This window comes from Pseudoxanthomonas japonensis (assembly GCF_043632995.1).
In the GTDB taxonomy this organism is placed as follows: domain Bacteria; phylum Pseudomonadota; class Gammaproteobacteria; order Xanthomonadales; family Xanthomonadaceae; genus Pseudoxanthomonas_A; species Pseudoxanthomonas_A japonensis.
In genome coordinates, this window is record NZ_CP171633.1 from 154,457 (window position 1) to 180,669 (window position 26,213).

22 protein-coding genes and 1 pseudogene are annotated in these 26,213 nt (G+C 58.8%); 10 read left to right on the forward strand and 13 right to left on the reverse strand.

Features of this window, described 5'->3' with window-relative positions; translation table 11 throughout:
* Positions 1 to 65: 65 nt before the first annotated feature.
* The 3 genes and pseudogenes from aph(3'')-Ib to ACGHX3_RS20250 form a co-directional block, all read left to right on the forward strand.
* Positions 66 to 869, forward strand: a complete 804-nt coding sequence (aph(3'')-Ib, locus tag ACGHX3_RS20240; RefSeq protein ID WP_001082319.1) for an aminoglycoside O-phosphotransferase APH(3'')-Ib — start codon at positions 66 to 68, stop codon at positions 867 to 869.
* Positions 869 to 1,705 carry an aminoglycoside O-phosphotransferase APH(6)-Id gene (locus ACGHX3_RS20245; protein ID WP_000480968.1) on the forward strand — a complete coding sequence of 279 codons (837 nt, stop codon included), beginning with the start codon at positions 869 to 871 and terminating at the stop codon, positions 1,703 to 1,705. The genes aph(3'')-Ib and ACGHX3_RS20245 overlap by 1 nt, the downstream gene beginning before the upstream one ends.
* 79 nt (positions 1,706 to 1,784) lie before the next feature.
* Positions 1,785 to 2,294: pseudogene (locus tag ACGHX3_RS20250) on the forward strand (integrase core domain-containing protein); the annotation flags it as partial.
* A gap of 1,048 nt (positions 2,295 to 3,342) precedes the next feature.
* Here the strand turns inward: ACGHX3_RS20250 and ACGHX3_RS20255 are convergent.
* The 4 genes from ACGHX3_RS20255 to ACGHX3_RS20270 all read right to left on the reverse strand — a co-directional run bounded on the left by ACGHX3_RS20255 (position 3,343) and on the right by ACGHX3_RS20270 (position 6,461).
* The gene (locus tag ACGHX3_RS20255; RefSeq protein WP_394697556.1) at positions 3,343 to 4,401 is read right to left on the reverse strand and encodes a tyrosine-type recombinase/integrase; all 1,059 of its coding nucleotides are present in this window, start codon (positions 4,399 to 4,401) and stop codon (positions 3,343 to 3,345) included.
* A 17-nt stretch (positions 4,402 to 4,418) separates the two neighbouring features.
* Positions 4,419 to 4,832 (reverse strand): hypothetical protein, encoded by a 414-nt coding sequence (locus tag ACGHX3_RS20260; RefSeq protein WP_185896184.1) that lies wholly within the window; start codon positions 4,830 to 4,832, stop codon positions 4,419 to 4,421.
* 247 nt (positions 4,833 to 5,079) lie between these two features.
* The gene (locus tag ACGHX3_RS20265; RefSeq protein WP_185896183.1) at positions 5,080 to 6,066 is read right to left on the reverse strand and encodes a hypothetical protein; all 987 of its coding nucleotides are present in this window, start codon (positions 6,064 to 6,066) and stop codon (positions 5,080 to 5,082) included.
* 14 nt (positions 6,067 to 6,080) lie between these two features.
* A complete protein-coding gene (locus ACGHX3_RS20270) occupies positions 6,081 to 6,461 on the reverse strand; it encodes a hypothetical protein (RefSeq protein WP_185896182.1) in 381 nt (126 codons plus the stop codon).
* 202 nt (positions 6,462 to 6,663) lie between these two features.
* Between ACGHX3_RS20270 and ACGHX3_RS20275 the strand changes: the two genes are divergently transcribed.
* The 4 genes from ACGHX3_RS20275 (at position 6,664) to ACGHX3_RS20290 (ending at position 12,253) form a co-directional block, all read left to right on the forward strand.
* The gene (locus ACGHX3_RS20275) at positions 6,664 to 8,088 is read left to right on the forward strand and encodes a hypothetical protein (protein WP_394697344.1); all 1,425 of its coding nucleotides are present in this window, start codon (positions 6,664 to 6,666) and stop codon (positions 8,086 to 8,088) included.
* Positions 8,089 to 8,268: 180 nt separating this feature from the next.
* The gene (locus ACGHX3_RS20280) at positions 8,269 to 10,857 is read left to right on the forward strand and encodes a hypothetical protein (RefSeq protein WP_394697345.1); all 2,589 of its coding nucleotides are present in this window, start codon (positions 8,269 to 8,271) and stop codon (positions 10,855 to 10,857) included.
* Positions 10,858 to 10,988: 131 nt separating this feature from the next.
* Positions 10,989 to 11,960 (forward strand): hypothetical protein, encoded by a 972-nt coding sequence (locus ACGHX3_RS20285; protein WP_394697346.1) that lies wholly within the window; start codon positions 10,989 to 10,991, stop codon positions 11,958 to 11,960.
* Between the two features lie 5 nt (positions 11,961 to 11,965).
* A complete protein-coding gene (locus ACGHX3_RS20290) occupies positions 11,966 to 12,253 on the forward strand; it encodes a hypothetical protein (protein ID WP_394697347.1) in 288 nt (95 codons plus the stop codon).
* On the opposite strand, the gene ACGHX3_RS20295 is transcribed toward ACGHX3_RS20290, so the two are convergent.
* On the reverse strand, positions 12,222 to 12,473 hold the full coding sequence (locus tag ACGHX3_RS20295) for a hypothetical protein (protein ID WP_394697348.1): 252 nt from the start codon (positions 12,471 to 12,473) through the stop codon (positions 12,222 to 12,224). The genes ACGHX3_RS20290 and ACGHX3_RS20295 overlap by 32 nt on opposite strands.
* 110 nt (positions 12,474 to 12,583) lie before the next feature.
* Here ACGHX3_RS20295 and ACGHX3_RS20300 point away from each other — a divergent pair, with 110 nt between their 5' ends.
* From ACGHX3_RS20300 to ACGHX3_RS20310, 3 genes are all read left to right on the forward strand, one after another.
* Complete coding sequence (locus ACGHX3_RS20300) at positions 12,584 to 13,036, forward strand: phosphohydrolase (RefSeq protein ID WP_394697349.1); 453 nt, start codon at positions 12,584 to 12,586, stop codon at positions 13,034 to 13,036.
* Positions 13,037 to 13,118: 82 nt separating this feature from the next.
* Positions 13,119 to 14,168 (forward strand): J domain-containing protein, encoded by a 1,050-nt coding sequence (locus ACGHX3_RS20305; RefSeq protein ID WP_394697350.1) that lies wholly within the window; start codon positions 13,119 to 13,121, stop codon positions 14,166 to 14,168.
* Positions 14,169 to 14,247: 79 nt separating this feature from the next.
* Entirely contained in the window at positions 14,248 to 14,670 is a 423-nt protein-coding gene (locus ACGHX3_RS20310; protein ID WP_394697351.1) for a DUF6283 family protein, read from the forward strand.
* Between the two features lie 549 nt (positions 14,671 to 15,219).
* On the opposite strand, the gene ACGHX3_RS20315 is transcribed toward ACGHX3_RS20310, so the two are convergent.
* The 8 genes from ACGHX3_RS20315 to ACGHX3_RS20350 all read right to left on the reverse strand — a co-directional run bounded on the left by ACGHX3_RS20315 (position 15,220) and on the right by ACGHX3_RS20350 (position 26,206).
* Positions 15,220 to 16,026 carry a hypothetical protein gene (locus ACGHX3_RS20315; RefSeq protein ID WP_394697352.1) on the reverse strand — a complete coding sequence of 269 codons (807 nt, stop codon included), beginning with the start codon at positions 16,024 to 16,026 and terminating at the stop codon, positions 15,220 to 15,222.
* An 85-nt stretch (positions 16,027 to 16,111) separates the two neighbouring features.
* On the reverse strand, positions 16,112 to 16,471 hold the full coding sequence (locus ACGHX3_RS20320; RefSeq protein ID WP_394697353.1) for a hypothetical protein: 360 nt from the start codon (positions 16,469 to 16,471) through the stop codon (positions 16,112 to 16,114).
* A 1-nt stretch (position 16,472) separates the two neighbouring features.
* Complete coding sequence (locus ACGHX3_RS20325) at positions 16,473 to 17,216, reverse strand: hypothetical protein (protein ID WP_394697354.1); 744 nt, start codon at positions 17,214 to 17,216, stop codon at positions 16,473 to 16,475.
* A gap of 4 nt (positions 17,217 to 17,220) precedes the next feature.
* Positions 17,221 to 22,866 (reverse strand): conjugal transfer protein TraN, encoded by a 5,646-nt coding sequence (gene traN / locus ACGHX3_RS20330; RefSeq protein WP_394697355.1) that lies wholly within the window; start codon positions 22,864 to 22,866, stop codon positions 17,221 to 17,223.
* A gap of 55 nt (positions 22,867 to 22,921) precedes the next feature.
* Positions 22,922 to 24,082 carry a TraU family protein gene (locus tag ACGHX3_RS20335; protein WP_394697356.1) on the reverse strand — a complete coding sequence of 387 codons (1,161 nt, stop codon included), beginning with the start codon at positions 24,080 to 24,082 and terminating at the stop codon, positions 22,922 to 22,924.
* Positions 24,079 to 25,353, reverse strand: a complete 1,275-nt coding sequence (locus ACGHX3_RS20340; protein WP_394697357.1) for a TrbC family F-type conjugative pilus assembly protein — start codon at positions 25,351 to 25,353, stop codon at positions 24,079 to 24,081. The genes ACGHX3_RS20335 and ACGHX3_RS20340 overlap by 4 nt, the downstream gene beginning before the upstream one ends.
* A 38-nt stretch (positions 25,354 to 25,391) precedes the next feature.
* A complete protein-coding gene (locus ACGHX3_RS20345; RefSeq protein ID WP_394697358.1) occupies positions 25,392 to 25,865 on the reverse strand; it encodes a S26 family signal peptidase in 474 nt (157 codons plus the stop codon).
* A gap of 44 nt (positions 25,866 to 25,909) precedes the next feature.
* Entirely contained in the window at positions 25,910 to 26,206 is a 297-nt protein-coding gene (locus tag ACGHX3_RS20350; RefSeq protein ID WP_394697359.1) for a hypothetical protein, read from the reverse strand.
* Positions 26,207 to 26,213: the final 7 nt, after the last annotated feature.

Here is a 26,213-nt window from a genome sequence, read left to right on the forward strand (position 1 = left end):
CAACTCGTTTCTTTTCGCAGGTTGAGCCACCTCCGCGCTTCATCAGAAAACTGAAGGAACCTCCATTGAATCGAACTAATATTTTTTTTGGTGAATCGCATTCTGACTGGTTGCCTGTCAGAGGCGGAGAATCTGGTGATTTTGTTTTTCGACGTGGTGACGGGCATGCCTTCGCGAAAATCGCACCTGCTTCCCGCCGCGGTGAGCTCGCTGGAGAGCGTGACCGCCTCATTTGGCTCAAAGGTCGAGGTGTGGCTTGCCCCGAGGTGATCAACTGGCAGGAGGAACAGGAGGGTGCATGCTTGGTGATAACGGCAATTCCGGGAGTACCGGCGGCTGATCTGTCTGGAGCGGATTTGCTCAAAGCGTGGCCGTCAATGGGGCAGCAACTTGGCGCTGTTCACAGCCTATCGGTTGATCAATGTCCGTTTGAGCGCAGGCTGTCGCGAATGTTCGGACGCGCCGTTGATGTGGTGTCCCGCAATGCCGTCAATCCCGACTTCTTACCGGACGAGGACAAGAGTACGCCGCAGCTCGATCTTTTGGCTCGTGTCGAACGAGAGCTACCGGTGCGGCTCGACCAAGAGCGCACCGATATGGTTGTTTGCCATGGTGATCCCTGCATGCCGAACTTCATGGTGGACCCTAAAACTCTTCAATGCACGGGTCTGATCGACCTTGGGCGGCTCGGAACAGCAGATCGCTATGCCGATTTGGCACTCATGATTGCTAACGCCGAAGAGAACTGGGCAGCGCCAGATGAAGCAGAGCGCGCCTTCGCTGTCCTATTCAATGTATTGGGGATCGAAGCCCCCGACCGCGAACGCCTTGCCTTCTATCTGCGATTGGACCCTCTGACTTGGGGTTGATGTTCATGCCGCCTGTTTTTCCTGCTCATTGGCACGTTTCGCAACCTGTTCTCATTGCGGACACCTTTTCCAGCCTCGTTTGGAAAGTTTCATTGCCAGACGGGACTCCTGCAATCGTCAAGGGATTGAAACCTATAGAAGACATTGCTGATGAACTGCGCGGGGCCGACTATCTGGTATGGCGCAATGGGAGGGGAGCAGTCCGGTTGCTCGGTCGTGAGAACAATCTGATGTTGCTCGAATATGCCGGGGAGCGAATGCTCTCTCACATCGTTGCCGAGCACGGCGACTACCAGGCGACCGAAATTGCAGCGGAACTAATGGCGAAGCTGTATGCCGCATCTGAGGAACCCCTGCCTTCTGCCCTTCTCCCGATCCGGGATCGCTTTGCAGCTTTGTTTCAGCGGGCGCGCGATGATCAAAACGCAGGTTGTCAAACTGACTACGTCCACGCGGCGATTATAGCCGATCAAATGATGAGCAATGCCTCGGAACTGCGTGGGCTACATGGCGATCTGCATCATGAAAACATCATGTTCTCCAGTCGCGGCTGGCTGGTGATAGATCCCGTCGGTCTGGTCGGTGAAGTGGGCTTTGGCGCCGCCAATATGTTCTACGATCCGGCTGACAGAGACGACCTTTGTCTCGATCCTAGACGCATTGCACAGATGGCGGACGCATTCTCTCGTGCGCTGGACGTCGATCCGCGTCGCCTGCTCGACCAGGCGTACGCTTATGGGTGCCTTTCCGCAGCTTGGAACGCGGATGGAGAAGAGGAGCAACGCGATCTAGCTATCGCGGCCGCGATCAAGCAGGTGCGACAGACGTCATACTAGATATCAAGCGACTTCTCCTATCCCCTGGGAACACATCAATCTTACCGGAGAATATCGTTGGCCAAAGCCTTAGCGTAGGATTTCGCCCTCTCCCGCAAACGACCCCTTTGTGTTCGATCGCACCGCCGAGGGTCGTGTGCTCAAGGCGCTGACCATCGTGGACGATGCCACGCACGAGGCGGTGGCGATTGAGGTGGAGCGGGCCATCTCGGGCCACGGCGTGGCACGGGTGCTGGACCGGCTGGCGCTGACCCGTGGCCTGCCGCAGGTGATCCGGACCGATAACGGCAAGGAGTTCTGCGGCAAGACGATGGTGACGTGGGCCCACGAGCGCGGTGTGCAACTGCGCTTGATCCAGCCAGGCAAGCCGAACCAGAACGCCTACATCGAAAGTTTCAACGGCCGCCTGCGGGACGAATGCCTCAACGAGCACTGGTTCCCGACGCTGCTGCACGCCCGCACCGAGATCGAGACCTGGCGACGGGAATACAACGAGGAGCGACCAAAGAAGACCCTGGGTGGCCTGACCCCGGCCGCTTACGCCGAACAACTGGCGGCCAAAGCCGGTACGATGAAACCCGGACTCTAAAGAGCCCCGCTACTGAAAGTGGGGGGACGTCGCGTGAAGCAGTCCGCGCCGTAGACCCATCTGCGCTTGTCATCGCTGATTTTGGTGGGCAAGAGTTCAATTCCTCTACCGGACGTCCAACCGCCCGTGGTCTTGCGCTGCAGCTAGGCTTTGTCAGTACCAGTCCCCACGTGGTCGCACTACCTCAACGCGTATTGCTGGAACTCATTGACAGGCAGAGGCCCATGCCTGCCATTCAGTTTAGATCGCCAGTTAAGAAGCTTGCGGACAGTGAGCCCGTATTTGATGGCAGGGTATTTCCCCGCGATGTCGACTCACTAGGTCAGTTTGGCAAGAGCAGACATACGGTCGATGGCTTCCAAGTTAGATCGAGCGAATCCATCCTTCACCAGGGCGAACTCAGACATCTTCTGCTATGCGGGCTGACGGATGGTTCGCTTACGATTCGTCCAGGCGATCCACGTGGTGCGAACGTGCAAGGAACCTCACAACGTCGACCAGCATTTATCGCGCTGGGGAATGATTCGTTTGAGGTCGCGCTCAACATCACAGACTTGAACAGTAGGCCGCACCCCTGGCGTTGCTCAGAGTATGTCCTATCAGATCTTCATGTTCGCTGGCTCTCGTTCTTGCTCCACCACAGCGATCTTGGCTTCGCTCTAGATGCCTTCTCGCGGGTCGCAATCGCGCGTTGGGAAACTAAGTATGATGTTGTTAACGTCGTTAGTGCCCATGACATGCTGGAGATCGGCAAAAGGCGTGATCCATCAGATCCTGCCATCGTGTTGATTGGCGAGATCTTGTTCCTTGGGCTCGGGTACTCTCCGGATGGCAACAGACGTGTGGTGCTCCCGTTGGGGCAGGGCAATGTGGGCCCTGCCTACGTGAGGCTGAGCACCAGCGCTTCGTGCACGTGGACTAAGAAGGCGGCACAGGAGCATGTGAGCAACATGAAGAGGCAGGAGAAGGCGAGACGAGTAAAGTCGGCTGCCAAGTCATCGTCGAAGCCAACAAAGCGCGCAAGGAAAGCACCGTAGCCTGGACGCTATCAGTCTTCTTTCTGCTCGCCTGGTTCCTTTTGGGCCTGTGCGGCACGCAGCTTGGCCATAGCATTGCTACCGGCCAGCGCCTGCTTGCCGTAATGCAGCACCATGCGTGGGCTTTTCCAGCCGCCGGCGAACTGGACTTCGGCAATCGTCGCACCCGCCTCCAGCATCTCGATCGCGGATCCGACCCGACCGGAGTGCCCGGTGAGGAGCACGCCGCCGGGCACGCCTGCACGCACTGCGCGCCGGCGCAGGATGCGCGCAACCTGGACGGCGCCCAGCGGCCTGCGTTCTTTCGGCGGCGGCGCCGTGAATGTGCGCCCCTTGCCGACCGGGATGAAGAGGTAACCGCGCTCGATGCCGGCACTGGCGCACCACGCGTCGAGGCGCGCCTTGGCAGCCGGGCTGCAGTATCGCGCCGTGCCCAGCCCGGCCTGGTCAGTCTTGCTGCGGCGCAGGTCGACCGACCAGCCGTCGCCGGCGCGCCTGATGTTTTCCACTTTCAGCACGGCCAATTCCGATTCCCGGCACAGGGTGTCCGATGCCAGGCTGATCAGCGCCGCGTCACGCAGATCCAGCGGTGCGTCGCCGAGCGAGGCCAGGATCTGGCGCACGTGCGCAGTGCGCATAGGCTCGGCCTGTTCGGGGGCATTGGCGTCGAGGTCGGCCAGACGGATGACGATGGCCTGCCAGTCCAGCTTCCAATCGGGATAGTGAGTGGGATCGGGTAGCCCCGCGCCCTTGTGGATCAGGCGGATGGTGTTGACGTAGCGGTCGAGGGTGGAGCGCTTTTTGCCGAACACCACCTGGTCGGTCAGGAACCGCAGCAGGTCTTGACTCGCCACCGGCAGGGCCCAGACGCGACTGGCCTCACACCAGCCAAGGAACACCTGCCAGTCGGCGCGCACGGCCTTGAGCGTGGCCACCGAGCGGGCGGCACGGAACTTGGCCTCCCACGCGGTCAGGCGCACCCGGATGGCGTCCCACGACGGTAGCGCGGGTGCCGGGGACGGTACGGCGGACGCCGGCCGCACCAGCACCGGATCGAGCGAGTCCACCACCAGCAATTCGTTACTCATCATGGTGGCCCAGGCGGAATGGTATCCAGCGGCTCGAAAGTGAAGCCGTGAGTTGCGAGCTCATCCTGGATCAGGGCGAGGCCTGCAGCGCTGTCCAGCGCGATCGGTGGCCCAAGGACTTCCCACCAGCTGCCTACCATCGGCGGGTCGTAAGCTAGGTACACAGTCGACTTGGGGAACTGGCGGGATGGCCAGGACACCACAGGCATGTCCACTACGCCCACCGACTGTAGATCCTGCTCAAGCTGGCGGAACTCCGAGTGGGTCTCCTCATGCTTCGGAGTGGCCAGCAGCGAATTGACCGCGAGGACTTCCGGGCCGTCGCCGTCTGGGAAAAGGGAGAGGATTCCTGGACGGCCGAGCTCGAGCAACGGAATGTCGGAGCGAGTCGCACGGATACGGGAGGCAACCATGCCGCGTAGCTTGAATAGCGGGAATCTGGCGACCCGGCCTCGGCCCACCGCCGCATACCGTAGCGTAGCCTCCCAGAGGGCGCCGGAGAGGCTGTCAGCAGCGAAAAACATCCCGTGGGTGCCGACCAGTGCGCCCCGAGCCCTGGAGTTACGGTTGGCTGCCAACGGGCCATAGGCTTGCGGGTGTACGCGCCACATCGGTTCAGTTGGAACATTGCGGAAGTCGGGTGCTTCCGTGCACCACGGCTTACCAGCTGGCATCTGCGGACTCCCCGAACTCTTCCTTGGCCACCGCAAGGACACGCTCCGGTTCGCTTGTAATCAGCTCCTCGGGCGTTGCCCCATCGAGAAGGGCGTGTGGAGTCATGAACCACTCGACCTCACCCCAACCGGACGTCTGGCGATTCTCCGTGCCCATCCCCCCCGCACCGCGTAGCAGCGCCAACAACTCAGCCAGTACTGGCTGTGGTTGGCCGTCGCCGGCGAATTGCCACGTCGGGAAGCGATATTCCTGCTCGGAGGGCAACCACACGCCTAGCAGCTGGCCATCACGCCTCAACTGGTTGGCTCGGTGACTCGCGTTTACTGCGGTGGATCCCAGCTGGCGGCTAACCTGCGCGGCGGTGGGCCAATCTCGCGCAAGCTCCCGCCGCCGGACCATCGACGAGTCCTCAGATTGGACCTGCGATGTTGGAGATGCCTTTGACAAGCCATCAGCAATGATGCTTGCCTGCAGTTGGCCAAAGTAGATCTCCATCTCGCGAACCACTGCCTCAATCGAAGCTAGTTCGCTCGCGGGCACCTCGACAAGAGTCTCGTTGGCGTCGCCGGTACGTAGCCATGTATCCATGTTCTCGGCCAGCGTTCGGCCATAGAGACGCCGCATGGTGTGACGGGACGGATCCCATGCAACACACAGGTCCAGGACTTCCAATTCTGTACTTCTCGCTCTGTAGCTTGGCAGCAATGACTGAAGCACTCGCATGGTCGCACTCTGCAATGAAGCGAGCTTTGACAATGGCTCGCCATGGCGACTTTGGTGTGTTGCGCGGGTAAAAGCACGGATGCTGTGCGCCACTTGCGCCGCCATCTCAGATGCCCGCGCCACCTGCTCGTTCGACTGTCGAACATCGCGCTCTAACTGCTTAAGCAGTTCTTCCATGGGCATTGAACCAGTTTGCTGGTGCAAGTGACCATCGTGCTCGTACAGGTCGAGATAGGACAAGTCAGGCATGGTGCTTTACTCCGTTATGCGCCTTGGCGCTTCTGACGCTCGGCTTCAAGTTCTGGCAGCGAGCCCAGAACATTTCGCCCTTCGGGGCTATCCAGAAGAGCCCAGGCCAGGTCTAAACGCGTTCTCGCTGTTTTTGGACTCGGGGCGCCCATAGCGTCAAGTAACGCGCACGTCACCATGCCGCTCATGCTGTTGCGGCGCCCGGTGCTGAGCGCAGTACCAGGTCGCGTACGTGCTTTGGCCAGCCATTTCGGAAGCCAAGACGCAGAAATTTCCTTCTGTTCCGAATCATCCCAGTCGAGATCCGGGTAAAGGCGAGCAAGCGACTCGTACAGGCGATCGGGCGTTACACGCTCCATCGCTCTGACCATGTACGGATCAAGGATCAATGCCATGCAGCTGCGCGTCCTTTAGGCGGCGGATTTTCACGGCCTGAGCCTAATGTTATCCGCGTTATCAGTCAATAGGTACGATAACGGCCATTTATTGCACCTGAACAGCATAACCCCTCTGCCTAATCTTTTTTGGTATCACCTTTGGTAACACCTTACGTATTGCTGTATAAGGGTTTCACGTTCTTTCAGGTATCCTTTCCGTATGTTGAAACACAGTCAAACCCCCGAAAGAAAGAGCATGCGCCGCAGAAGTACCGATGGCAGCGACCTACAGGCCGCCGTGCGCGATTTGAGGCTGAAAGGAATCAGTCGCCGCACCCGCGTGACGGCGCACAACGTTGCGGCCGTCTGTACGCAGCTGGGGGATATGGCGAGCACGCGGAACGTCCAGCGTGTCCTGGGCGGTTCTCTGCGTGACATTGCTCCGCTGGTGAAGGCGTGGCGCGAGGGCGCCCCTGCAGGCGTTGAGGGTTCGGATGGCCGGGCAGTCGACGGTTCCCACGTGATTGGCGCAATGGTCATGCAGGCACTTGAGGAGCAACGCGATCACCTCAAGCTGATCGCGGGGGCAACCGAGATCCAGGGCGAAACGTTGGCCGCAGTAGCCAAACTCGTTCGCGGCGGGAGGGCGTCGAAAAGCGACGACAAGAATGGCCTTCCGGAGATCCGTAACGATCTCCGGAATGTCCTGTCTGATCTGGGGGACCTGCGCCTGCGGATGCCTGCTGGAGCTGCTGAAGTAATGCAGCAGCAGCTGGTGACGATGGGTCATCAAATCGAGGCCATCGCACTGAAAATGGACTCTGCGCCGGCTTCGGCAGTACCCGCAACAATCGAAGCTCTGCCGACGCCGCCGGTGGATCTTTCCTACTTACTCGTACCCGTCATTGATCGCATTGATGCCTTGGCTGGTCACTTGTCGACACAACGAAATGAGGGCCGCGCGAATACCCTCCAGAAACAGGATTTGGAGCACATTGTGTCGACAATCGACAAGATCTACACGTCACTCCCGGCATCAAATGCTGAGCCGAGCACAGAGCTGGTTGCGAGACTAGACGCTCTCCTGGTAGCACTCAACAATCTCCCAGCCGCTCTGAAGGAAGTGCTGGCTCCAGCGCCAAAGAGGACCATCCGGAAAGCAGCCGTAAAGACTGCAGTACGCAAAGCGCAGCCTCTTAAGCGGGTCGCCAAGAAGTCGGCAAAACAAGTTTCCAAGGGGACTACACAGAGCCCCGCAAAAGCGAAAGCCAAGAAGGCTGCATCGAAGGTTGCGCGGAAAGCAGTCAAGAAGGCCGCAAAGAACATTTCCAAGCCCGTAGCAAAGAAGGCGACCAAAAAAAAGGCGAGTACTAGTACCTCGGTCGCAACCAGGAAGGCACCTTCGGTAGCAATGCTCAAGCGAAAGACAACATTGGCCCCGAAACCAAAGGTGAGCAGATCGAAGAGCAATGCTGCTAAGCCGGGTAGTAGGAGTGCAGGAAAGAAGGCGCCCGCTAAAAAGGTCGTCTCAACAAGGGTGAAAAAGGTTGCCGGTGTGATACGTGGGCAACAGACGAAGGCTCGCCAATCCCCTAAAAATCAGTCGGCCACCAGAAAGCGAAGTCCAGTTAAGAGGGCAAGGTAGACACCTTGCGAACTCTGCTGCCGGGTGAGAGAGTAATTACAGCAGCAAAGGCTGGTCCGGCGCCCGGACAGGTTCGATCCGACCTCGATAGCGTGTTGAACAACCAAATTCTCCCGACAGACCGCTACCTTGCGGCCATCGGTGTTTAAACGGATCGCCCAGGGGCCGCGAGGAGTAGTCATGTCGATACGTTCCTATGTCCGCGCCGTCGAATTGTCCGCGCGAGACCTTGGCATAACGCTTTCAATGGCCAAGTTGCGAGACGCCATCACCAAGGCGCTTTTCAACAAGTCCTATTCTGCATGCGTAGCTGCAGATGATGCTGGGACTCTCAGGTCAGTCATGATTCCACCTCCATATTTTAAGGCCGTAGCTGAAAGCTACCGGTTGGACCCGATCTTGTTCGCAAAGGCTTTCCTTGAGAGCCACTCATCTGCGCCAGCCACAGATGAGTTCAATGCAATGATTGGGAAGCTTAAATGGTTTTCTGACGATGTTCCGATTCGCGAAAGCCCGAAGCAGTTCATAAGGTGGAACATTGGGTACAAGTATGGTCGATATTGGGAACCCAAGCTCCCTCTCACGGCGCCAAAAGATCTTGGGCGAATGGTTGAATTCAAGAACGTAGTTGCGAGTCTTGTACCCAAGCTAGGGAAGATGGCAGAAGATGCTGCTTCCGGTGTCATGGCTGAGACGACCGTTGGTATGGCCTGGGATTTGCTTCCAAACGAGTCTGTCTTTCTCCAAACTCTTCGTGTTTGTGTTGCAACTCAGCAGGTGCCAACAAAAGCAGCTCAGATCTCCGCTCTTCTTCGAGACAACCAGATCCTGAAGCGAACTAATCAAACTACTGGCAAGGAGGAGTATCTATTGCCCTATGTGCCTCTGCCGATGGCACAAGATGTGGGCGTTCCAGTCCTCTATGACGTGGTACTAGATTTCATTGGCGAAGAACTCAAAATTCTCGATGCCCCTGAAGACTCCCGATCTGACGCCTCTCGTTGCCCGGAGATCTATCAGTCCCATGTGACGGATGAGCAACGCGCAGCAGCCGCATTGAAGGCATCAACCTTAGCTGAGTTGACAACAACGGTTTATTTCCAGCTTTCCAGGAATCTATGCCACGGCGCTGGAACATCCCTCGCTGACATTCAAAGAGATGGCCTTAAAGAGGGCCTGACTCGTCTGGAATGGCGGGCTGAAGTTTCGGACAACCGTAAGTCCCCTGGCACTCACCAATCACTCATGGTCTGGAAGCCGGGTAATCCTGGCGAGTCATTCTTTGGTCCAAGTGGAACCAGTGTTGGTGTAGGAAGCATGATTCCGCCAGATGTCTTCGCAAGCTTGCGACGGACTCCCATACAGATGACCACGCGTGAACACATCGTGTATTGGTTCGTTTGGGGGTACGAGGTTCGCTGGGCGATCCCTCTTGCTGGACACATTCGCCTCTCGGGAGATCCGATCTCCTCGCTGTCATTGCCTCCATGCTCTCCAATGGCATGTGCTGTACGCGTAGGTGCCAGCTGGTCGCCTGCCATCATCATCGCCTTCGACAATGAAAAGGCTGATGCGTTGGTAATCGCTCCTGGAATGCTCAATGACACAGCACGCATGGTCGTACCAGTTAAGAGTGTTCGTGAGGGGGTAGATGCGTTTGCAAAAGCTATAAGGGCCAAAGCGCGTCTCCTCGACTATGAACTAGACGACATGAGTGGAGCAGGGGTACCTATTGCTGGAACTTTCTGGGAGGCAAGAGCGCTTTGGAAGCCTAGTCATTTGACTAGTACACAGTCCTCGAAAACTGTCTTGTCGCATAGAAAGATCAGCTGGTCTGAAGAGGTCCTCAAATCAAATCCTGCAAGGCACTTGGAGATCTGTCTTGCCCACTTGCGGGACGCCGAGTGTGGGCCAACTGATTTGTCTGATTACCAAAAGGGTGACATCTCGGATCAATGGGACACTTTTCGACCACTGCACAAGTCGGTATCAACCGTCTTCGAGAAGCCTTTGGTTCCCGCACGCTGGTTCACAGCCTTAACCGGCTTGGCAAAATTGGCAGGTAGCAGAACCTTGTACCGAGAGGTAATTGCAACCTCAATCCAGCAGATCTCTCGTAGCTTGGCTATTGCTAACCATTGCGGAATTGAGGATGTCCAGTGGAATTTGATGTGCTCCGTGGGGAAGATCCTTTCTTATGCGTCGACCGAGGGTCACTTCGATCTTGTTGCACGATCTTCAAGATCGCTTCTAAGGATCCCTGGCGACTGGCGGAGATGGCAGCCCGCTTACTTTGCAGAGCCATACAACATCTCCCACGCAACAGAGCTGGAAACTTGGATCATCGCAGCTGATGTGGCTAGGAAACGATTGGACAAGGCGCTGAAGCACGTAACTCGCCTGGCAAAAGCGAATCCTGAAAGCCATGATCTTCGAGTGATGGAACTAGGCATACGCTCGGCTTTGGACCCAGATACCTTCACTCAACCGTATGTCGATGCATTCAGCTTAGGCATGGGCGAGTCGCTTGGTTACCTTTGCGACTCTTTGCGCATGTGCATGGAGGATGACCTGGACTATTTCGACAAGGACGAGTTCGATATGACGTCGTTTCTTGACTTTACCGATGGATCCTTTCTGCATTCGCCGTGCGCAGTGGCCCATGCATTGATAGCTGAGATGCAGCCTGCATCGCGCAAGTTGATCATTGAATCAGTCAAGCATAAGGCCATACTTGATGCTTCAACGATCACGACATCTTTGCATTGAGCAGTTTTGTCGTGGGTTCTGCAGCTTCGATGCAGAATGGTTCTAGCTTCATCGACTGCATTGTCTGAGGGAGTCGTATGCGCTTGGTTACTTTAGTCGCAGCATTCCTGCTAAGCGGTCAATGCTTCGCCTTGGACTATTCTCACGGAGGTTCAACCGAAGGCTGCCGTGATCCGGTGGCCTGCCATGCCTGGATCAATGCCAAAGGTGACATAGATAGCGATTCTCTGGCTGATCTGAAGGCATACGTTGCCACGAATGCGTACTCGCCCAAGGTCATACGCTTTGACTCTCCAGGTGGAAGCCTGATAGCGGGCGTCGAGCTTGGCATCTGGCTTCGAGAGAAGGGTTTTAAGACGGAGGCCACAATGTGCGCCTCCGCCTGCCTATATGCATTCCTCGGTGGGACCAAACGGACCGCAATAGGCGACAAGCCGCTACTCGGCATCCATAGGTTCTACTCCGACAACAGAGGACAAGAGCCCACCGCTGCAGCTATCACCGCATTGGATATGGATGGCACCCAGAAGATCATGGGTGCCCTGCTCCAGTACGCTGTGTACATGGGAGTCGATCTTCGCCTACTGGCCTACACGATTGAGGCCGGTCCGGAAGAGATGCGCTGGCTCACCATGAAGGAAGCAACGGAGCTGAAGGTCGTTTACGACCCCGCCATGTGGCTGCCGTGGGAGGTAGTTGGTGGCGAGGATGGCGGCTCTCCCTGGATCATCTCCCGTTCGCAGGACGGCACGAAGTCCATGCAGATTGCCTGCAGCAATGGCCGGCGCTCCTTCTCATTTGCCGACACGAAGGGAAACGCCAACTGGTTTCGCCAGTGCCAGGCTGGTCCGACTAACGGGTATCACTTCATCCTTGGTGTGCCAGTGCCGACATCGAGCGTGGAAGTGGTGGACCTGAAGGGGGGCGGCGCCTTCTTGAACTTCACTCTCCCGCCAGGCTATCCGCTCGACTACAGCGACATTGCCGTCTTCTCCTACAAGAAGGACTACTCAATGGCGTGCACAGATACCGATGGCGATTACGAAGGGACCACGGCACGGCTGGCGGCGCTGGCCAGGTATGCCCTCGTCCAATGCAGGTAGATCCGATGATCGATGAGGACGGCGACAGCCCGCTTCCATCAGAGCAACTCACGCCTTTGGAGGCGGAAGTGCTGGCCGCAATTCAGCGCGGAGGAATTCTTGCTCCCGAGGAGCAGGACTTCGTGGTTCGGCGGATCCGCACCACCATTCGCACGGTAGAGCTTGGTCGCCTTATCGGCAGGCCTCTCTCACGAAAAGAGCGGGGGCAAGTCTTCCGGCGCCTGCAGGACGGTCAGAGCCTGGACCAGGTGCTGGATTGGCTCAGGAAGAAACCAGCTCGCCCGCCGGCGTGATCAAGTTCCGACGAACCAGCTCGGCATTCACCGCGGCCTCGATCTGGTCTGCATCCTGGTCAGCGATGCCGTCGAACAGGTGCGCCTTCGACATATCCACGGCGTGCCAGAAGGCCTCCTCGCCGGCAACGCGATCGCGTTGAACAATGTCCAGCGCCGCTAGGAAGTCAGTCCAATCTGGACCAGACAGGCGCTCTTGAGCAATCGAGATGATGTCCATGGAGTCAGCATAGTCCATTGGGGCGGAAGCTATGTCACCACGGTGGTCTCAAGTACCCCCTACGCCAGCATTTGCCCTCGGTAGAATGAAGGTGAACAGGAGCGACGCCCATGGAACTGAACACGCAGGACTCTGATCTCGTCACGCGGGCGCGTGAGCTGGCAACGCTCGCCCACGCAAACCAGGTCGACAAGGCGGGCCTGCCCTACATCGGGCACGTCGGTCGCGTGGCAGCGCGTGTGTCGGCCGCCGGACACCCCGCTGAGGCCGTCGCTGCGGCATGGCTTCACGACGTCCTGGAAGACCAGCCAGAGCATGCGCCTGCAGTCCTGATGTTCCCCCCTTCAGTCGTCGTACCGGTGCAGCTCCTTACCCGCCGGCCCGGGATCTCGCCGGAGGACTACTACGCCGCCATCCGTGACAACGCGACAGCCCTGGTGGTGAAGGATGCGGACATCGGCGACAACTCCTCTCCCGAGCGTCTGGCCCTACTCCCGATCGACGCCCAACAGCGGCTCCTGGCCAAGTACGCCAAAGCCAGAGCGGCGCTGGGGCTCTCCTAGCGCCGCTGCGCTCATACCCCCGCCCGACCGCCCAGAGCCCGCCAGCCGCTAGAATGAGGCCGGGAAGATGGGGTTAGGGGCGATGGGGAAGCTAGTCACGCACTACGACAACCTGAAGGTAGCCAGGTCGGCGCCGCCGGCGGTCATCAAGGCTGCCTACAGGGCACTGGCGCAGCAGTACCACCCGGACGTGAACAAAGACCCTGATGCCAGCCGCATCATGCAACTGGTCAATCGGGCATACGAGGTGCTGTCCAACCCAGACCTGCGAGCCGAACACGACGCCTGGATCCGTGATCAGGAGCGTTCGTACCCCTCCGGCCCGGCCGCAGGCGCCGAGTGGGCCTATACCCCGCCCCGCCCCTCCTCGCCGGCGTCGGCGCCGCCACCGCAACCACAACCAGCTCCTGCGCCATCACCAGGACCGAAGTCGCAGCATCAACAGCGGCAGCAAGGTGACGCATCCCTTGCCAGCCGTGCGATGGGCGTACTGATTCTGATCGGTGTTCTGGCATTCCTTGCCAACCTTGCAAACAAGATGTTCAAGGACACAGGCAATCCGAAACCCGCGTATTCCTATCGCGAACCGTCCTTTAAAGACGTGCCACCGCCGATCGAGCTTCAATCCCCCAAAGTCGAGTCCTACGAGCAGCTGCTGGAGAGGATGAAGAAAGAGGAGCAAGCGGAGGTCGAGCGGGTTGAAGCCATGGATCCATCTTTAGGTCACATCGCAAAGCGCATTGGGCAAAGCCGCATCCCCTACTCTCCTGCGTACATAAAGGACGAGCCCTACCTGCGAAGTGATGGGCTCTCGTCAGTGACGATCGACAACACGCAGAACGATTCCGACGTTCTAGTGAAGCTCTATTCCCTTGATGTGTATCCAGCTGCAGCGGTCAGAACCTTCTACATCCCAAAACTCGGTCGCTTCAAAGCCTCAGATGTGACAGCTGGCAACTATGACGTTCGATACCTCGATGGCACCAGTGGTGCCTTTTCCAAGTCGGAACCGTTTGCTCTTGCTGAAAGACAAACTGACTCTGGAATCGAGTATGACAACATGTCGATGACGCTGTACAAAGTGGTCGACGGGAACATGCAAACCGAACGCATCAACGAGTCTGATTTCTAGACCTGGCAGGTTGGCTGCACCCGCGTAGGTGAACGCTGCTTCGGTGCATGCTGGGTGCATCAAGTGAGGCCTTTTCTTCATGTCGAAGCGCAGTCGAATCCTCAACATTCGTCCGGCAGGCGATGATCACCAGGTAGTGACGGTATCATCTGAGGCCGGTGCAGTCAGGTACTGCAAGAAGCCATGCGAGGACTGTCCTTGGCGGGTTGATGCAACGGGCGTATTCCCTGCATCAGGGTTCAAGCATTCCGCCCCGACCACCTATGACATGGCATCAAATACCTTCGCGTGCCACACAGCTGGCGCTGATCGACCAGCAGTCTGCGCAGGGTTCCTGTTGCGCGGAGCGGACCACAATCTGACGGTTCGCCTGCATCGTATGCGAGGCAAGATTAAGGACGATGTAAGCGACGCCGGGCATACCCTATTCGCGAGCTACCGCGAGATGGCTGTGGCGAACGGCGTTGACCCTGATGACGCGGTGCTGGATGGCTGCAGGTAGCCCTCCCCTTCCCTACCGCCCATACGCTGGCATCGGATCAACCGTCACACCCGATGATGTCCTCGCGCTCATGTTCGAGATCGGAGCTGCTTACGGACGTCGAGGTTGGACACTCCGATCAGGTGGAGCGCCAGGTGCAGATTCCGCGTTTGAGGACGGTTGCGACCTGGTGGGCGGATCGAAAGAGATCTTCTTGCCGGCGCAGGGCTTCAACGGGCGATCGGCTGAGGATTGTGGTCCCGGCCGAGTCGTTCATGCTGGGACAGACCAGGCTGCAATGGATCTGGCAAAGCAGTACCACCCAGCGTGGCATCGCGTAGGCAGCCGCGGTCGTCTGAACCACGCCAGAAATGGCTACCAAGCACTAGGCCGTGATCTAGCCAGCCCTGTAGAGCTGGTGATTTGCTGGACGCTCGGCGGGAGCGGCCGCGGCGGAACGGGCCAGGCAATCAGGATCAGCCGTTCTCGGTCAATCCCTGTCTTTGACCTTGCGATACCCGCCGTGAGGGACAGGTTCGAGAAGCTGATTTCGACGCCTGCAGTGATGCCTTAGCGGCTCGTAGCCCGCGCATCTTGAGTACGTGCCCTGTTGGCGATCTGGCCAGCGAGCGCCTTATACGCGAACCAGTTGCTGATACGTCCACGACCAGACGGCATCGCATCGCTGGATCCATGTGCCAAGGCTGTTAGCGCAGCGTCTTGATTCCTACCGCCGATGTCCTTCAGATAGAACTCGGAAAGCATTCGAGAGTAGATCGGATCAGTGTTGGCGTATGCGCTCAGATAAGAGGGGATCGCCTTCTGCAGGTAGTTCCACTGCGACTCTTTGATTGTCAGGTCTGGATAGAAGCTATTGCTCACGAAGATTGCATGGACGGATGCCAACGCTGTCCTTTGTTTTGCATTCATTCGCTCCCACTCCACAGGCGCCCCACGAAGTGCCTTCAGGTGGCCATCCTTCGGGCCATGGTTTGTCGTCCCAGGAACTACCTGTCTGATATGCGCAAGTTCGCTGCCGGGAATAATCGTTGGCTGCGTAAGGGATGCCAGTGCGATGTATGTGATGGGACGAGTGAGATCGAATGCGAACATGATCGCCAGCCCTGCAAACGTAACCACCAGCATCACTTTCGCCAATCGAACAAGTCTAGGAAAAAGGGGCGTCCGACTGACGATATTGCTAGAGGTTCTGGAAGCACCACTCGATTGATGGGAATCGGAGTTGTGCAAAGACTCTTGTCGTCTCCGCTGGATGATCACCTCGGGAGGCAAGCCGGTGGTATACGCCCCGAGAATGTCATCAGGTAGCGGCTCACCTCTGGTGATAAATCCACGCTTGAACTCTTCAATATCCATGCTCCCCACTCCTTTTGAACTCCCCTATCGAGTCCAGATTAGATCAATTCTGCGAGGTGCGTTCTCCCCCTACACCAGCCGCCGTTCAACGCAGTAGGTTGAGCTTCAGGTAAACAGCGGCAGCAAGCAGGCACGACGGCAAAATGGAGTAAGGCAGAAGCCACGCGACGGACCAGCCAGCAACTGTGCCCAGGCCAAGAAGGAAGCTGGCCACTGCCTGCACCATGAGCGCAATGACCACCAATGCAGCTGCCAGCCGAGAAAAGCCCTCAACTGTCACTGCAGGCATCAGTATGTCCAGTACTGGGCGTTTGCGTGCCTTCCAGACCCAGGCGGCAGCGCCGGCGACCAGTAAGGCCGCCAGCGCCAGCGGGTATGTCCCCATCAGCACGCCGGCGGCTGCCGGCGCTATCGGGTAAACCAGGAAAACCCAAGATCCCTTCATGTCAGCCCACCACGGTCAGAACCGGGCTTTGCTTGGTTCCCCGTGCGGCCTCTGCCAGCTGGGCGCCCAGCTGGGTCTGGGGCATGAAGCGCAGCTTGTGGACAGATCCTTCGATGTGGGTGGCATCGAACCAGTCTTGACCGCTCTTACTCCACCCCAGACCACGCTCAGTGAGGCTGAAGCGGTCAGATCCGACCGTCCATACCAGACGCTCGGAGGTCAATTCGTGGATCGTGCGCGAGCGCGTGGCTGCCTCATGCTGGGATTCTTCCCAGAACAAGGAAAGGGCCTCGCGCATTGCCTCCTCATCGAGCAGCTGCAGGCACAGCTCGCTGATCCGCTTCACCAGCGCCGGAGCCCCGTCGTCCACGTCACGCAGCGGTGCCGTCTCCAGCTCCCGCGCGATCGCCTCCCGATAGAACTGATGCGTGTACTTCAGGCACGTTTCCATGAAGGCCAGCCGGCGCTGCAGGACGTTAGCCGCGCACGCCTCCCCAGGTGACATGGGCGCGAAAACCGTGGTCATGGGGACCAGCATGTAGCCGACCCCTCGCGTGTTGTAGCCGTTGAAGCCATTGGTGAAGGAGGCGGCCAGGGAGTGGACGAACTCCACAGGCGTCATGTCGTTCTCATCGAAGGCGAAGGTTCGGCGTACACGCAGACCCACGTCAGGGACGATCTCCCTGAGCGCTTCGGTGATCAGGCCGACGGCGTTGCTGCTGCTGATCCTGGTGTTCTCTTCCACGGCCCTACTCCTTTGCCTTGTTGATTTCGACGGTTGCGTTGTTCAGCGGGTTGATGATGGCGCCGCCAGTGGGATTGGAGATCTGCACCATCACCGTAGCGACCGAGGCCCGGTTCCGGTTGGCAGTCTGGATACCGACGGACTTGGTGCCGATCTCGCCGGCAGCCCACGTCAGCGTCGTGTTGACCGCGGTGAAGTCGGTACCGGACACAGCGGTGCCACCAGTGACCGTGCGAAGGGTGACGCTGACGGCGCCCTTGCCGCCGTTGCGATTGACCTTCACGTTCACCACCTGCCCCTGGTCCACAAAGTACAGACCCGGGTTGAAGGTGATGGCACCCGGACTCTCCGGGTCGGGCACATCGGTGTTGGCGGTGCTGGAGCGGCGGTTGATGGCCCCGTCGATCGCGTCATAGCCATCCACGATGTCGTCATCCATTGCGCCCAGACGATCACCGGTGCGCTCCTGCAGACCCTTACGATCCGGGTCGTTCAGCGAGTTGCCCGATCCGAACATGGCCACGTCGAACTCCTCGCCCGAAAGGCCAGAAAGCTCACCAATGTCCGGGGTGAAGCCGCCGGCGGCCATGCGTGCCTCGATCTCGTCCGTGTTGAAGTTCTCCAGGTCCACGCTGATCAGATCCGTCAGCGGAATGCCACCACACTGCGGACGCTTGGCAGTACCCATTCCGTAGCGGCCGTCCTTTGCCATGTGGTCGCGAATGGACTTGCTGACCGTCGAATTGAAGCAGCAGGACACATGCATCTTCACGATGCACACGCCCAGCAGCGATTCGGTCTGGCAGTACGAGCCCAGGTAGGTGCACTGGCCGAGGTTCTTCTTGATTGCCAGGTCCTTCTCATGATCCTTGCAGTACCAGCCCAGCTTCGGACGGATGTTGGTCGCAGAGTAGTTCGAGAACTGACGTGCGTAGTCCTCCAACGTCGCATCGGTCGTGCCATTGCCGCCGCTACCGCCGGCGTTGATGTTCTCCGCCAGCGAGGTGAAGGACTGGTTCAAGGTCATTGAGTCCGATGTGGCATCGAAGTTGTCCCACACGCCCGTGCCGTCCTCGTTCTGCTCGTCCGTGTACTGACCAAGCTCAGCCATGCCGTTCTCTCGGGCGAAGGTGCCGTAGCGCTCCCACCACTGCTTCTGGCTATCCGGCGGATCCTTGGTGCAGCAATCCAGCAGGCCACCCAGCATCTTCTTGCACGACTCGCGCTCGCCAGTGAACAGCTTCACCTTCGACAGCATGTCCTGAGCAACGCCTGGTCCAAGGACCTCATCCGGGTTGCCCGGCGGATCCGGGTCCGGTACCGGGAACGGCAGGGGCAGGCCAAACGGATCGTCCGGATTGGACTGAGCCGCAGCACTGGGAATCACACCATCGAGCACGGCCTGGAAGACAGAAGCGACCATCGAGCCAACCGTCGATCCCTTTTCGACAGGAATGGCCTTGGCCATCCCGCCACCAGCGGCGGCGGCGCCATCCACCTTGTAGTCGATGAGGATCGTCTGGCTCGTCACCAGCTCCGCACCCGCCTTCGACACGCTGATGGGGCCCTTGTCCTGCGGACCGCACTTGCCATCAGCACATGGCGCGGGCTGGGCGCCCTCGCACACGGTCTCCTCGTCGATCTCGACGTCCTCGCCGATCACCGTGACCTTGCACTCGTAGACCTTCGTGCTGGTGTAGCAGTGGCCGTTTGCCGACATGCCGCCTTCGGAGCAGACCTCGCGCACCTCCGTGCAGGTCTCATCGTCCTCCAGGCGTTTGCAATCGTTGGGCACCTCACTGGTCGGCGGCTGGGTGACGCATTCACGCTTCCCATCCTCGTCAATGAAGCACTGCTCGCCGGTCCAGATGCCGCTGCAGTTCATCTTCTTCTCGGCTCGCTTACACGAGCCATCATCCCCCGGGTACAACGGGCCGGGACTCTGACTGCGATACGGCGGTGCAACGTACGGAGGACGCGGACCCTTCTTCCACGTGAACGTCATCTTGGCACTGGAGAACTTCTGCAGTCCTTTGCCTGGAAGGTACTGATACTCGAATCCCTTCGTAGTGAGGCGAAGGGTGGCCTGCCACCCATTGGCCAAAGATGGCTCAACAAGGATCGTTACATCCAGCGTGCCGGACAATGAGTTGACACGGAAATCATGCAGAGCCGTTTCGCCAGCATTGGGTCGACTGAAACCAACTTGCTGCTCCACGGTTCCATTGAGCGTGTCGGACCCAGTGAACACGAACTCGCCGGTGACATGGGAAACAGGAACCGGCGGATCTTCCGGGTACCGCTCAAGACAGGTCCATTCCGTCTTACAGAACTCGTCACCGTCCTTGCTGCAGTCGCCTTGGTCAACGACGTCGATGTCCCAGTCCGGGATACCCACCTGGTTCCAGATAAGACGTACGGACGGCTGCTTGGGTTCGACGTTCCAATCGGTACGCGTAGTTTCAAAGATGGCCTTCCAGCCATTGGCGTACGAGGGTGCCTGAACCTGGCGCACTGCCACGCCGGCACCCGGATCAACGATCTGCCAGCCATAGTTTGCGATGGTCGTGATGTTGGCCGGGATCTGGTCGGCAATCGAGATCACGGTCTGGTTCGAGCCGCTACCCGCACACTCACGACGGTATTCTGCGTCCAAGCAGGTGAAGTTCTCGCCCGGATAGAGCTCCCCGCGCTGATGCAGGTCGGCTGGCGTCACATAGATGCCATTGGCTGTGCCTGGAGCGGTCTTGGTGCAGTACCACCGTACCGGGCAGCTGTTAGCTGCCACGGCCGTCATCCCGGCAACCATGATGGGATTCGCTTTCGCGGTCGGGAAGACCCCATCAAGGATCGCCTGCGCGGCCTTCTCAAATGCGGTGACGTTCTCCGTTGCAGGCACATCGTCATTCGCAGCGACCATGACCTGCATGGCACCTACAGATAGCTTCTCAGGTGCCCCCATTGCCGCAATCGATCCATAGGGATCGGCACAGTCGCCCGTCGTGATGATCGTGGTACGAATCTTCAGTTCAGATAGGTAGTTCCAGTTCAAGGTCAGGCTTGGCTTGGCTGGGTTGGTGGCGATCGCGTAGTTGCGCGTGCCTCGGAACTTGGCCAGCCATCCATTCGCCAAAGACGGAGCTTCAACCAGCTGGATGGTCACACCGTTTTGTGGGTTGTTGACCTTCCAGGCAAAGTTCGTGATCTCGCTTGAGTCCGGCGATAGGAGATGACCGATGTAGATCGAGGTGATCAGCGCCGAGCTGCCATCACACACGCGATTCAAGTGGCCCGTGGTGCAGGAGTTGATCGCACCCGGGAACAAGGGAGAGTGACGCTGGGCCATGGCAACTGAGACGGCAATGCCGTTCACCGTCGTGGGTGCATTCACCGCACAGGTCCAGCGCGTAGGGCACGCTGTTGATCCAGGGTCGCTACAGTTACCGGTGTCGGTGACCTTCGTCTCGATGATCGTCACGGTAGCGCCCCAGGTCATCTTGATCTGGGGGTTCACGGGCTGATACGAGAAGTCCGTACGGCGGACAACAAAGTGGGCGTTCCACGCGTTGTCACGACTCGGCGTCTGGGTCAGGATCACCTGCACACCCGTTTGCGGATTCAGTACATGCACCTGGAAGTTGCTGATCGAGACAGTGTTCTCCGGCAGCTTGTCGGCGATGCTGATGACGGAGCTGAGATCCGCATTACCCGAGCAAACCTTGTGCAGTTCGGCCTTGGCGCAGCTGTTGCTGGCGCCGGGGAACAAGGGCGCAGCCCGTGCAGCCAGTTCAGGGGTAACGGTGATCCCGTTGATTACCACTGGCGCATTAGCGGTGCAACGCCACTGTGTCGGGCAGTTCGGCGAGCCGTTAGCGGCACAGTTGCCATCGGTGACTGTTCCGATATGGGTGTCCCACTTATTGGCAATCCAGGTCATCTGGATCTGAGGCTGCGCAGGAACATACGAGAAGTTCGTCCTGTCAACTCGGAATCGCGCGATCCAGTTGTTGGCAGCTGATGGGACCTGCGTCAGAACGACATTTACACCAGATTGTGGGTTTCTGACAGCGAACTGGAAATTGTCGATACCGGTCGTGCCTGCCGGAAGGGCCCATGCAATGCTGAAATCGTTCGACATCGATGCCGTACCGCCACAGACACGGGTCAGGCTCGCGCTTGTACATGTTCCACCTGCACCTGGATAAAGCGCACCCAGAGCTTGAACCTCCGCCGCAGATACGGCGATGCCATTGATCGTAGTTGGGGCATTAGCCGTACACGCCCACTGAGTCGGACATTGTGTAGTGCCCGGATCAGAGCAGTTGCCGCTTTCCTTGATGTCCCAGAAGCGCCCAGGCTTCTCAACGTTGTAGGTGATGCGGTACGTGGCAGTCTGATTTCGGCACGTAGGCGCGCTGAAACCCGCGATAGATGTAGGAACCCACCATGCACCGCGACCTGAGTCGTAAATAGTTGAGCCTTTCGGCCAGTCTGCAGGTGCAGGACCACCCCATGAATACAAGGTCTGGTAGTTAATGGGTGAGGGACCGCAGCCCGCGATTTTGACGGCAGACACATGGCTGATGATTGCCTCAGGAGGTTCAGCGATGTAGAGGTCTGGGCCATCGTTGCCAAAACTGCTCGTTACATTGCCCCAGGCATGCGTGTAGTCGACAGTCTTAGTCTGCGAGCCAGAGCCAACACGAACTTCTCGCCAGCGATTGCACGCGACGCCGCCAACCTCGTTGTTGACGTTTAGGCTCGCGTCCATCGCGCCGAAGGTCGGGTTGTTGACGGTGCTCGGCCAGACGGACTTGCCACACTGGTAGCCGCCGATCTGGGTGTCGATTGGCAGCGTCGCCGACTTCTCACCTGTGACCTGGGAGGTGATGACTTCAGGAATGATCTCGCGACGGCACGAAAGACCACCTGTCTCGGCCGTCAGGTCGATAGTGGACGTGATCGTACCGGCCAGCGTGTCACGATAGTTTTCGGCACGGGTTTCTCGCTTACAGACCGTCCCGTTGCCTTCGTCGGTGACGAACAGCTGGGAAACCTTCTCCTTTCGGTCCGTGGTCGGCGTCTCGGTGTACTCCGCTTGCCGGGCGCAAACGTCCTTGTCTCCTGCCTCTGCCGGCAGGTTCACCTTGTCGCAATACCGCTCCTCGGTGTAGGTGTGCTCCTTGCTGCCAGGCGTGACAACGGTCGTCGTCTTGCACTCGGTCAGCATGTCACCCAGCGTGTCACGTGCGCCGCCGTCGCTGAGCTTCTGGAGGCTGTGCTCCCAGAACGAACTGTCGTTCCGAACCTCGTCCTGGACACGATGCATGTCCTTCGGCACGACGGTCGAGGTACGGGTCGCTTCGGCCCATGACGATGGGTCTTTGTCGATCTGCGGGTTGAGCTCGTCGTACGCCGACTTCAAGCCCTGCAAATTGCGCGAGCCATCGACCTGCTTCAGGCGATCGACGTAAGCCTTGTTGTCACCCGAAGGCAGGATCTCGTCTGCCTGATAGGTGCGGCCGTTGATCTGCACAGTACCGGTGCCGTTCTTGCCTGCGCCTTCTGTGAATCCCGCCTTCGCGGCGCTTCCCCCTACGGTCCCAGATGCGTCGCCAACGGTGTTCTGGGCGACCGAAATGAGGGGCATCAAACACGCTAGCAATACGCAGATTTTAGGTGTAATATGCATCGTAAGTGCTTGATTAATAAAAGGTTGCACAGCATTCCGAGAAGCTATTCATAAGATATACATAGTCTTCGCCGGAGTAGGGGACGTTGCGCCATTCGCCCCACCGGAACGTGCTCGCACCGATCCAGTGGTTGTTCTTCGTTTCGCGCATCGGATAGAAGGTCTGGAAGCGGTAGCCCTGCTTCGGCAGCGTGAAATACATGCGAGCACTGCAGACGGACTGGTTGCCATAGCGCTTCTTCGCCAGGCCTCGCCTGTGCATCTGAGCCATCACCCGGGTGGCCATCAGGGAAGTCTCGCGAGGTGGGCTCGCCTCGTATCCCAGGTAGCCCATGTGCGGGTAGATCGCCCCCCATGAACCCGCGCACCAGAACAGCAGCTCTGTGGGCTTGCCGACGGTGCTGGTGACGGCATCGGCCATACAGGCAAGCTGCGCAACCGGATTCGCGAACAGCTTCGCTTCGGGATGGGTGAGGTTGGCCAGCTTCTCCTTCGTCCAGACAGGATCGATCTCGCTCAGCCACAGGAAGTCCATGTCACCGCCGCCACCGCCAGAGCAGAGAGCCGACTGGATCCAATCGCTCACGTAACCATAGGGCGACTTCAGCCAGTGGTAGTGGTAGAAGCTCTGGCCAAGGTTCTCGCTGGTGGTATCGGAGGCGTTGTTCGGACCACCCCAGCGGATCATCTTCATTGCCTGCTGGCCAGCCGCGGCATCCCCACCCCCACCAGGCATGCTGGAACCGCTGTCCTTCATCAGCGTGGTTCCGAACAGGGGGGAGCAATACGGCTTGCGCACTACCTCAGTGAGGTGGGAAGGCTCCCAATAGCCCCAGGTGATGCCGGGAGAGGGGTAGCCAATCTTGCCCGGGCAGACACAGATCGGAGCCGCCGTGCCACTGGGAATGCGGGTCGAGTTACCGGACCCGAAGATGTCCGGAAGCATGTTGCCCACGCCACTGTCGCCGTAACTGGACGAACCATCGGCCGGGCCCAGATTGATGCCCATGACGCGGAGGGGAAAGATGCAGCTCCAGCAGACATTGTTGAAGAAAGCAGCGCCGAGGAACTCGGAATCCGGGCAGGCGAAGGAACCATCGCCTCCATCCTGCGCTTTTGCTACGCCACTGATTGCCGAGAGCAGCAGCGCGAACGCCAGTACGAGTCCTTTCATTGCTTCACCTTGATGCTGTCTGCGGGGATTTCCTGAACCAGGATCTTCTTGTCGACCACGGTGATGACCGTCGGGACACGCTCGACGCGAAAGCGCTCCTTGACGTCACTGGTCAGTAGAAAGGGCTGATCTTTGAACCGATGAGTAAGGCGGCCCATCACGCCCCACCCGTCTTCTCTGTCCAGATCCGACAGCATCGTGATGACCCCGGTAGACCGGTAGGCAGCATTCACTGCAGCCGCAAAGTCGACCTGCTCCGGGTCGTTGGCGTCCACGATGACGATCACGTCGTCGAACGCCATGACGTCATCTTCCAGCGGGTTCACGTAGTCGCCCTTGCGAGCGAGAAAGGTGCCATCCGGCAAGGGGATGTCCTCGGTGACGTAGAAGCCGGGATCCAGCTCGCGTACACGGGGCTCGCGCGTCTTCGGGAGCGGGAGCATCGGAAGGTTCTGCCAGATCCTTGCCTTGGCTCGTTCTGCCATGGCTTTGACGTCGGTGGCCTTCGCCTTCTCGATCATCGCCTGCAGCATGTCGATCTCGCCGATGCCGGAGGTCTGCCCTTGCTTGCCAAGATCGCCGCGGCGGCCGCCATCGATCTCGGCTTCGATCCATTCCGGATTCATGACGCCGGCGACCTTTGCGACCACCTGGTTCTGTTCGTCCATCACCACCATCGTCGGAGCAACGGTGACGTTGTTGTCGGTGAACGATGGGGGGTTGATCTCAATGTTCGGAACTACCGAGCCCTCTTTGACTTCGCCCATCAGCTTCACCATGGCGAAGATCAGCGGCTCGATCTTCTCGCCAGGGCGCGGGCCTCGCAGGGAAATAACCATAGAGTCTCGGTGCTTCAGGCCGTACTGCAGCGCCTGGCGCATTGCCCCCTCACCCATCGACCAGGACACATGCAGCCGATAGCGGAAATGGGTGGGATCACCACCCTTGCCAGCCTGCAGTTTCTTCCCTTCGGGCTTCAGGCCGTACTTGACCGCAGCTGCATTCATTGCGTCCGCGCTGTAGCTGGTCGCGGCAACCAGCAAGGACTGGAAGTAGGCTTCTTGATCCCGCTGGATCTGCTGGACCTTCTCCGTTGCCATCAGCTCGTCCATGTCGCCGACATAAGCGGAACTGTTCCGAAGAACATCCACGGACTGAGACATCACGTCATGGGCGAAGCTGTCAGCAGGATCACCCTGCTCAACAGGTGCCGCGATCTCGGCAGGAGACGACCCCTGCTGCGGGTCTGCTGCGAACGACAAAAGCGGCATGAGAGCCGCCAGGAGGATCAAGGGGGTGCAGAGGCGAACTACCATAGGGGCGTTGCTGTTCCATTGAGTGCATTGAGATCGACCAATCCGGCATATCGGCCGTCATAGGTCTGAGGCAGCGTGCCCAACATCAGGACCTTGCCGTTGGGGATCACGAAAGTTGCAAAAGGCGATTTGTCCATGCCGAGCAGCCTTTCCACCTGCACCGGATGCATCGGCCCCCAGTAACCCTCGTTGATCCAGACGCCCGTGCCGTCGAGTCGGACTCGATCACCGGGAATGGCTGCGGCGTACTTGACGAGGTTGTTACCCGCCAGCAGCTCATCAGAGTCGAATCTGTACTGGTAAAGCTCTCCACGCTTCACCGCCTGCGGGCTCTCCTTCTTGATCCAGTAGACAACCCAGGGGAGGCATCGCGAGGCCTGCATGTCGAAGCCCAGCGCGAATGTCTGCTGTAAGTACGAGACAGAGATGATCGTGGCCATGAGCAAGATGGCGATCAGGTTCTTCACGAAGCGAGCAGACCACCGCTTTCGGACAGGGGCCTGCACCTCGGTCACGGCTTGGCCTCGATCTCGGCCGGGGCAGAGAAGACTTGGTTTTTGCGAAGCACCAGGAACCCGTTTTCCGTCAGCGTCGATGCGGCCTGCTCTGAACGGACCAGCAATTTCTCCAGTTCCTGGGTAGTGGCGCCAGCCTTCAGGTTCTCCTGCACGAACGTTGCTTCATCGATCACAGCGATCGGCGGCCGCGATGCAAGCTCACCCTTGATCAGGTTGTAGCAGGCGTAAAAGGTGCCGGCGCCGATGGCGAGCGGATAGATGAGCAGCAGTGCGAGTAGCTTCTTGTCCATTGCGATT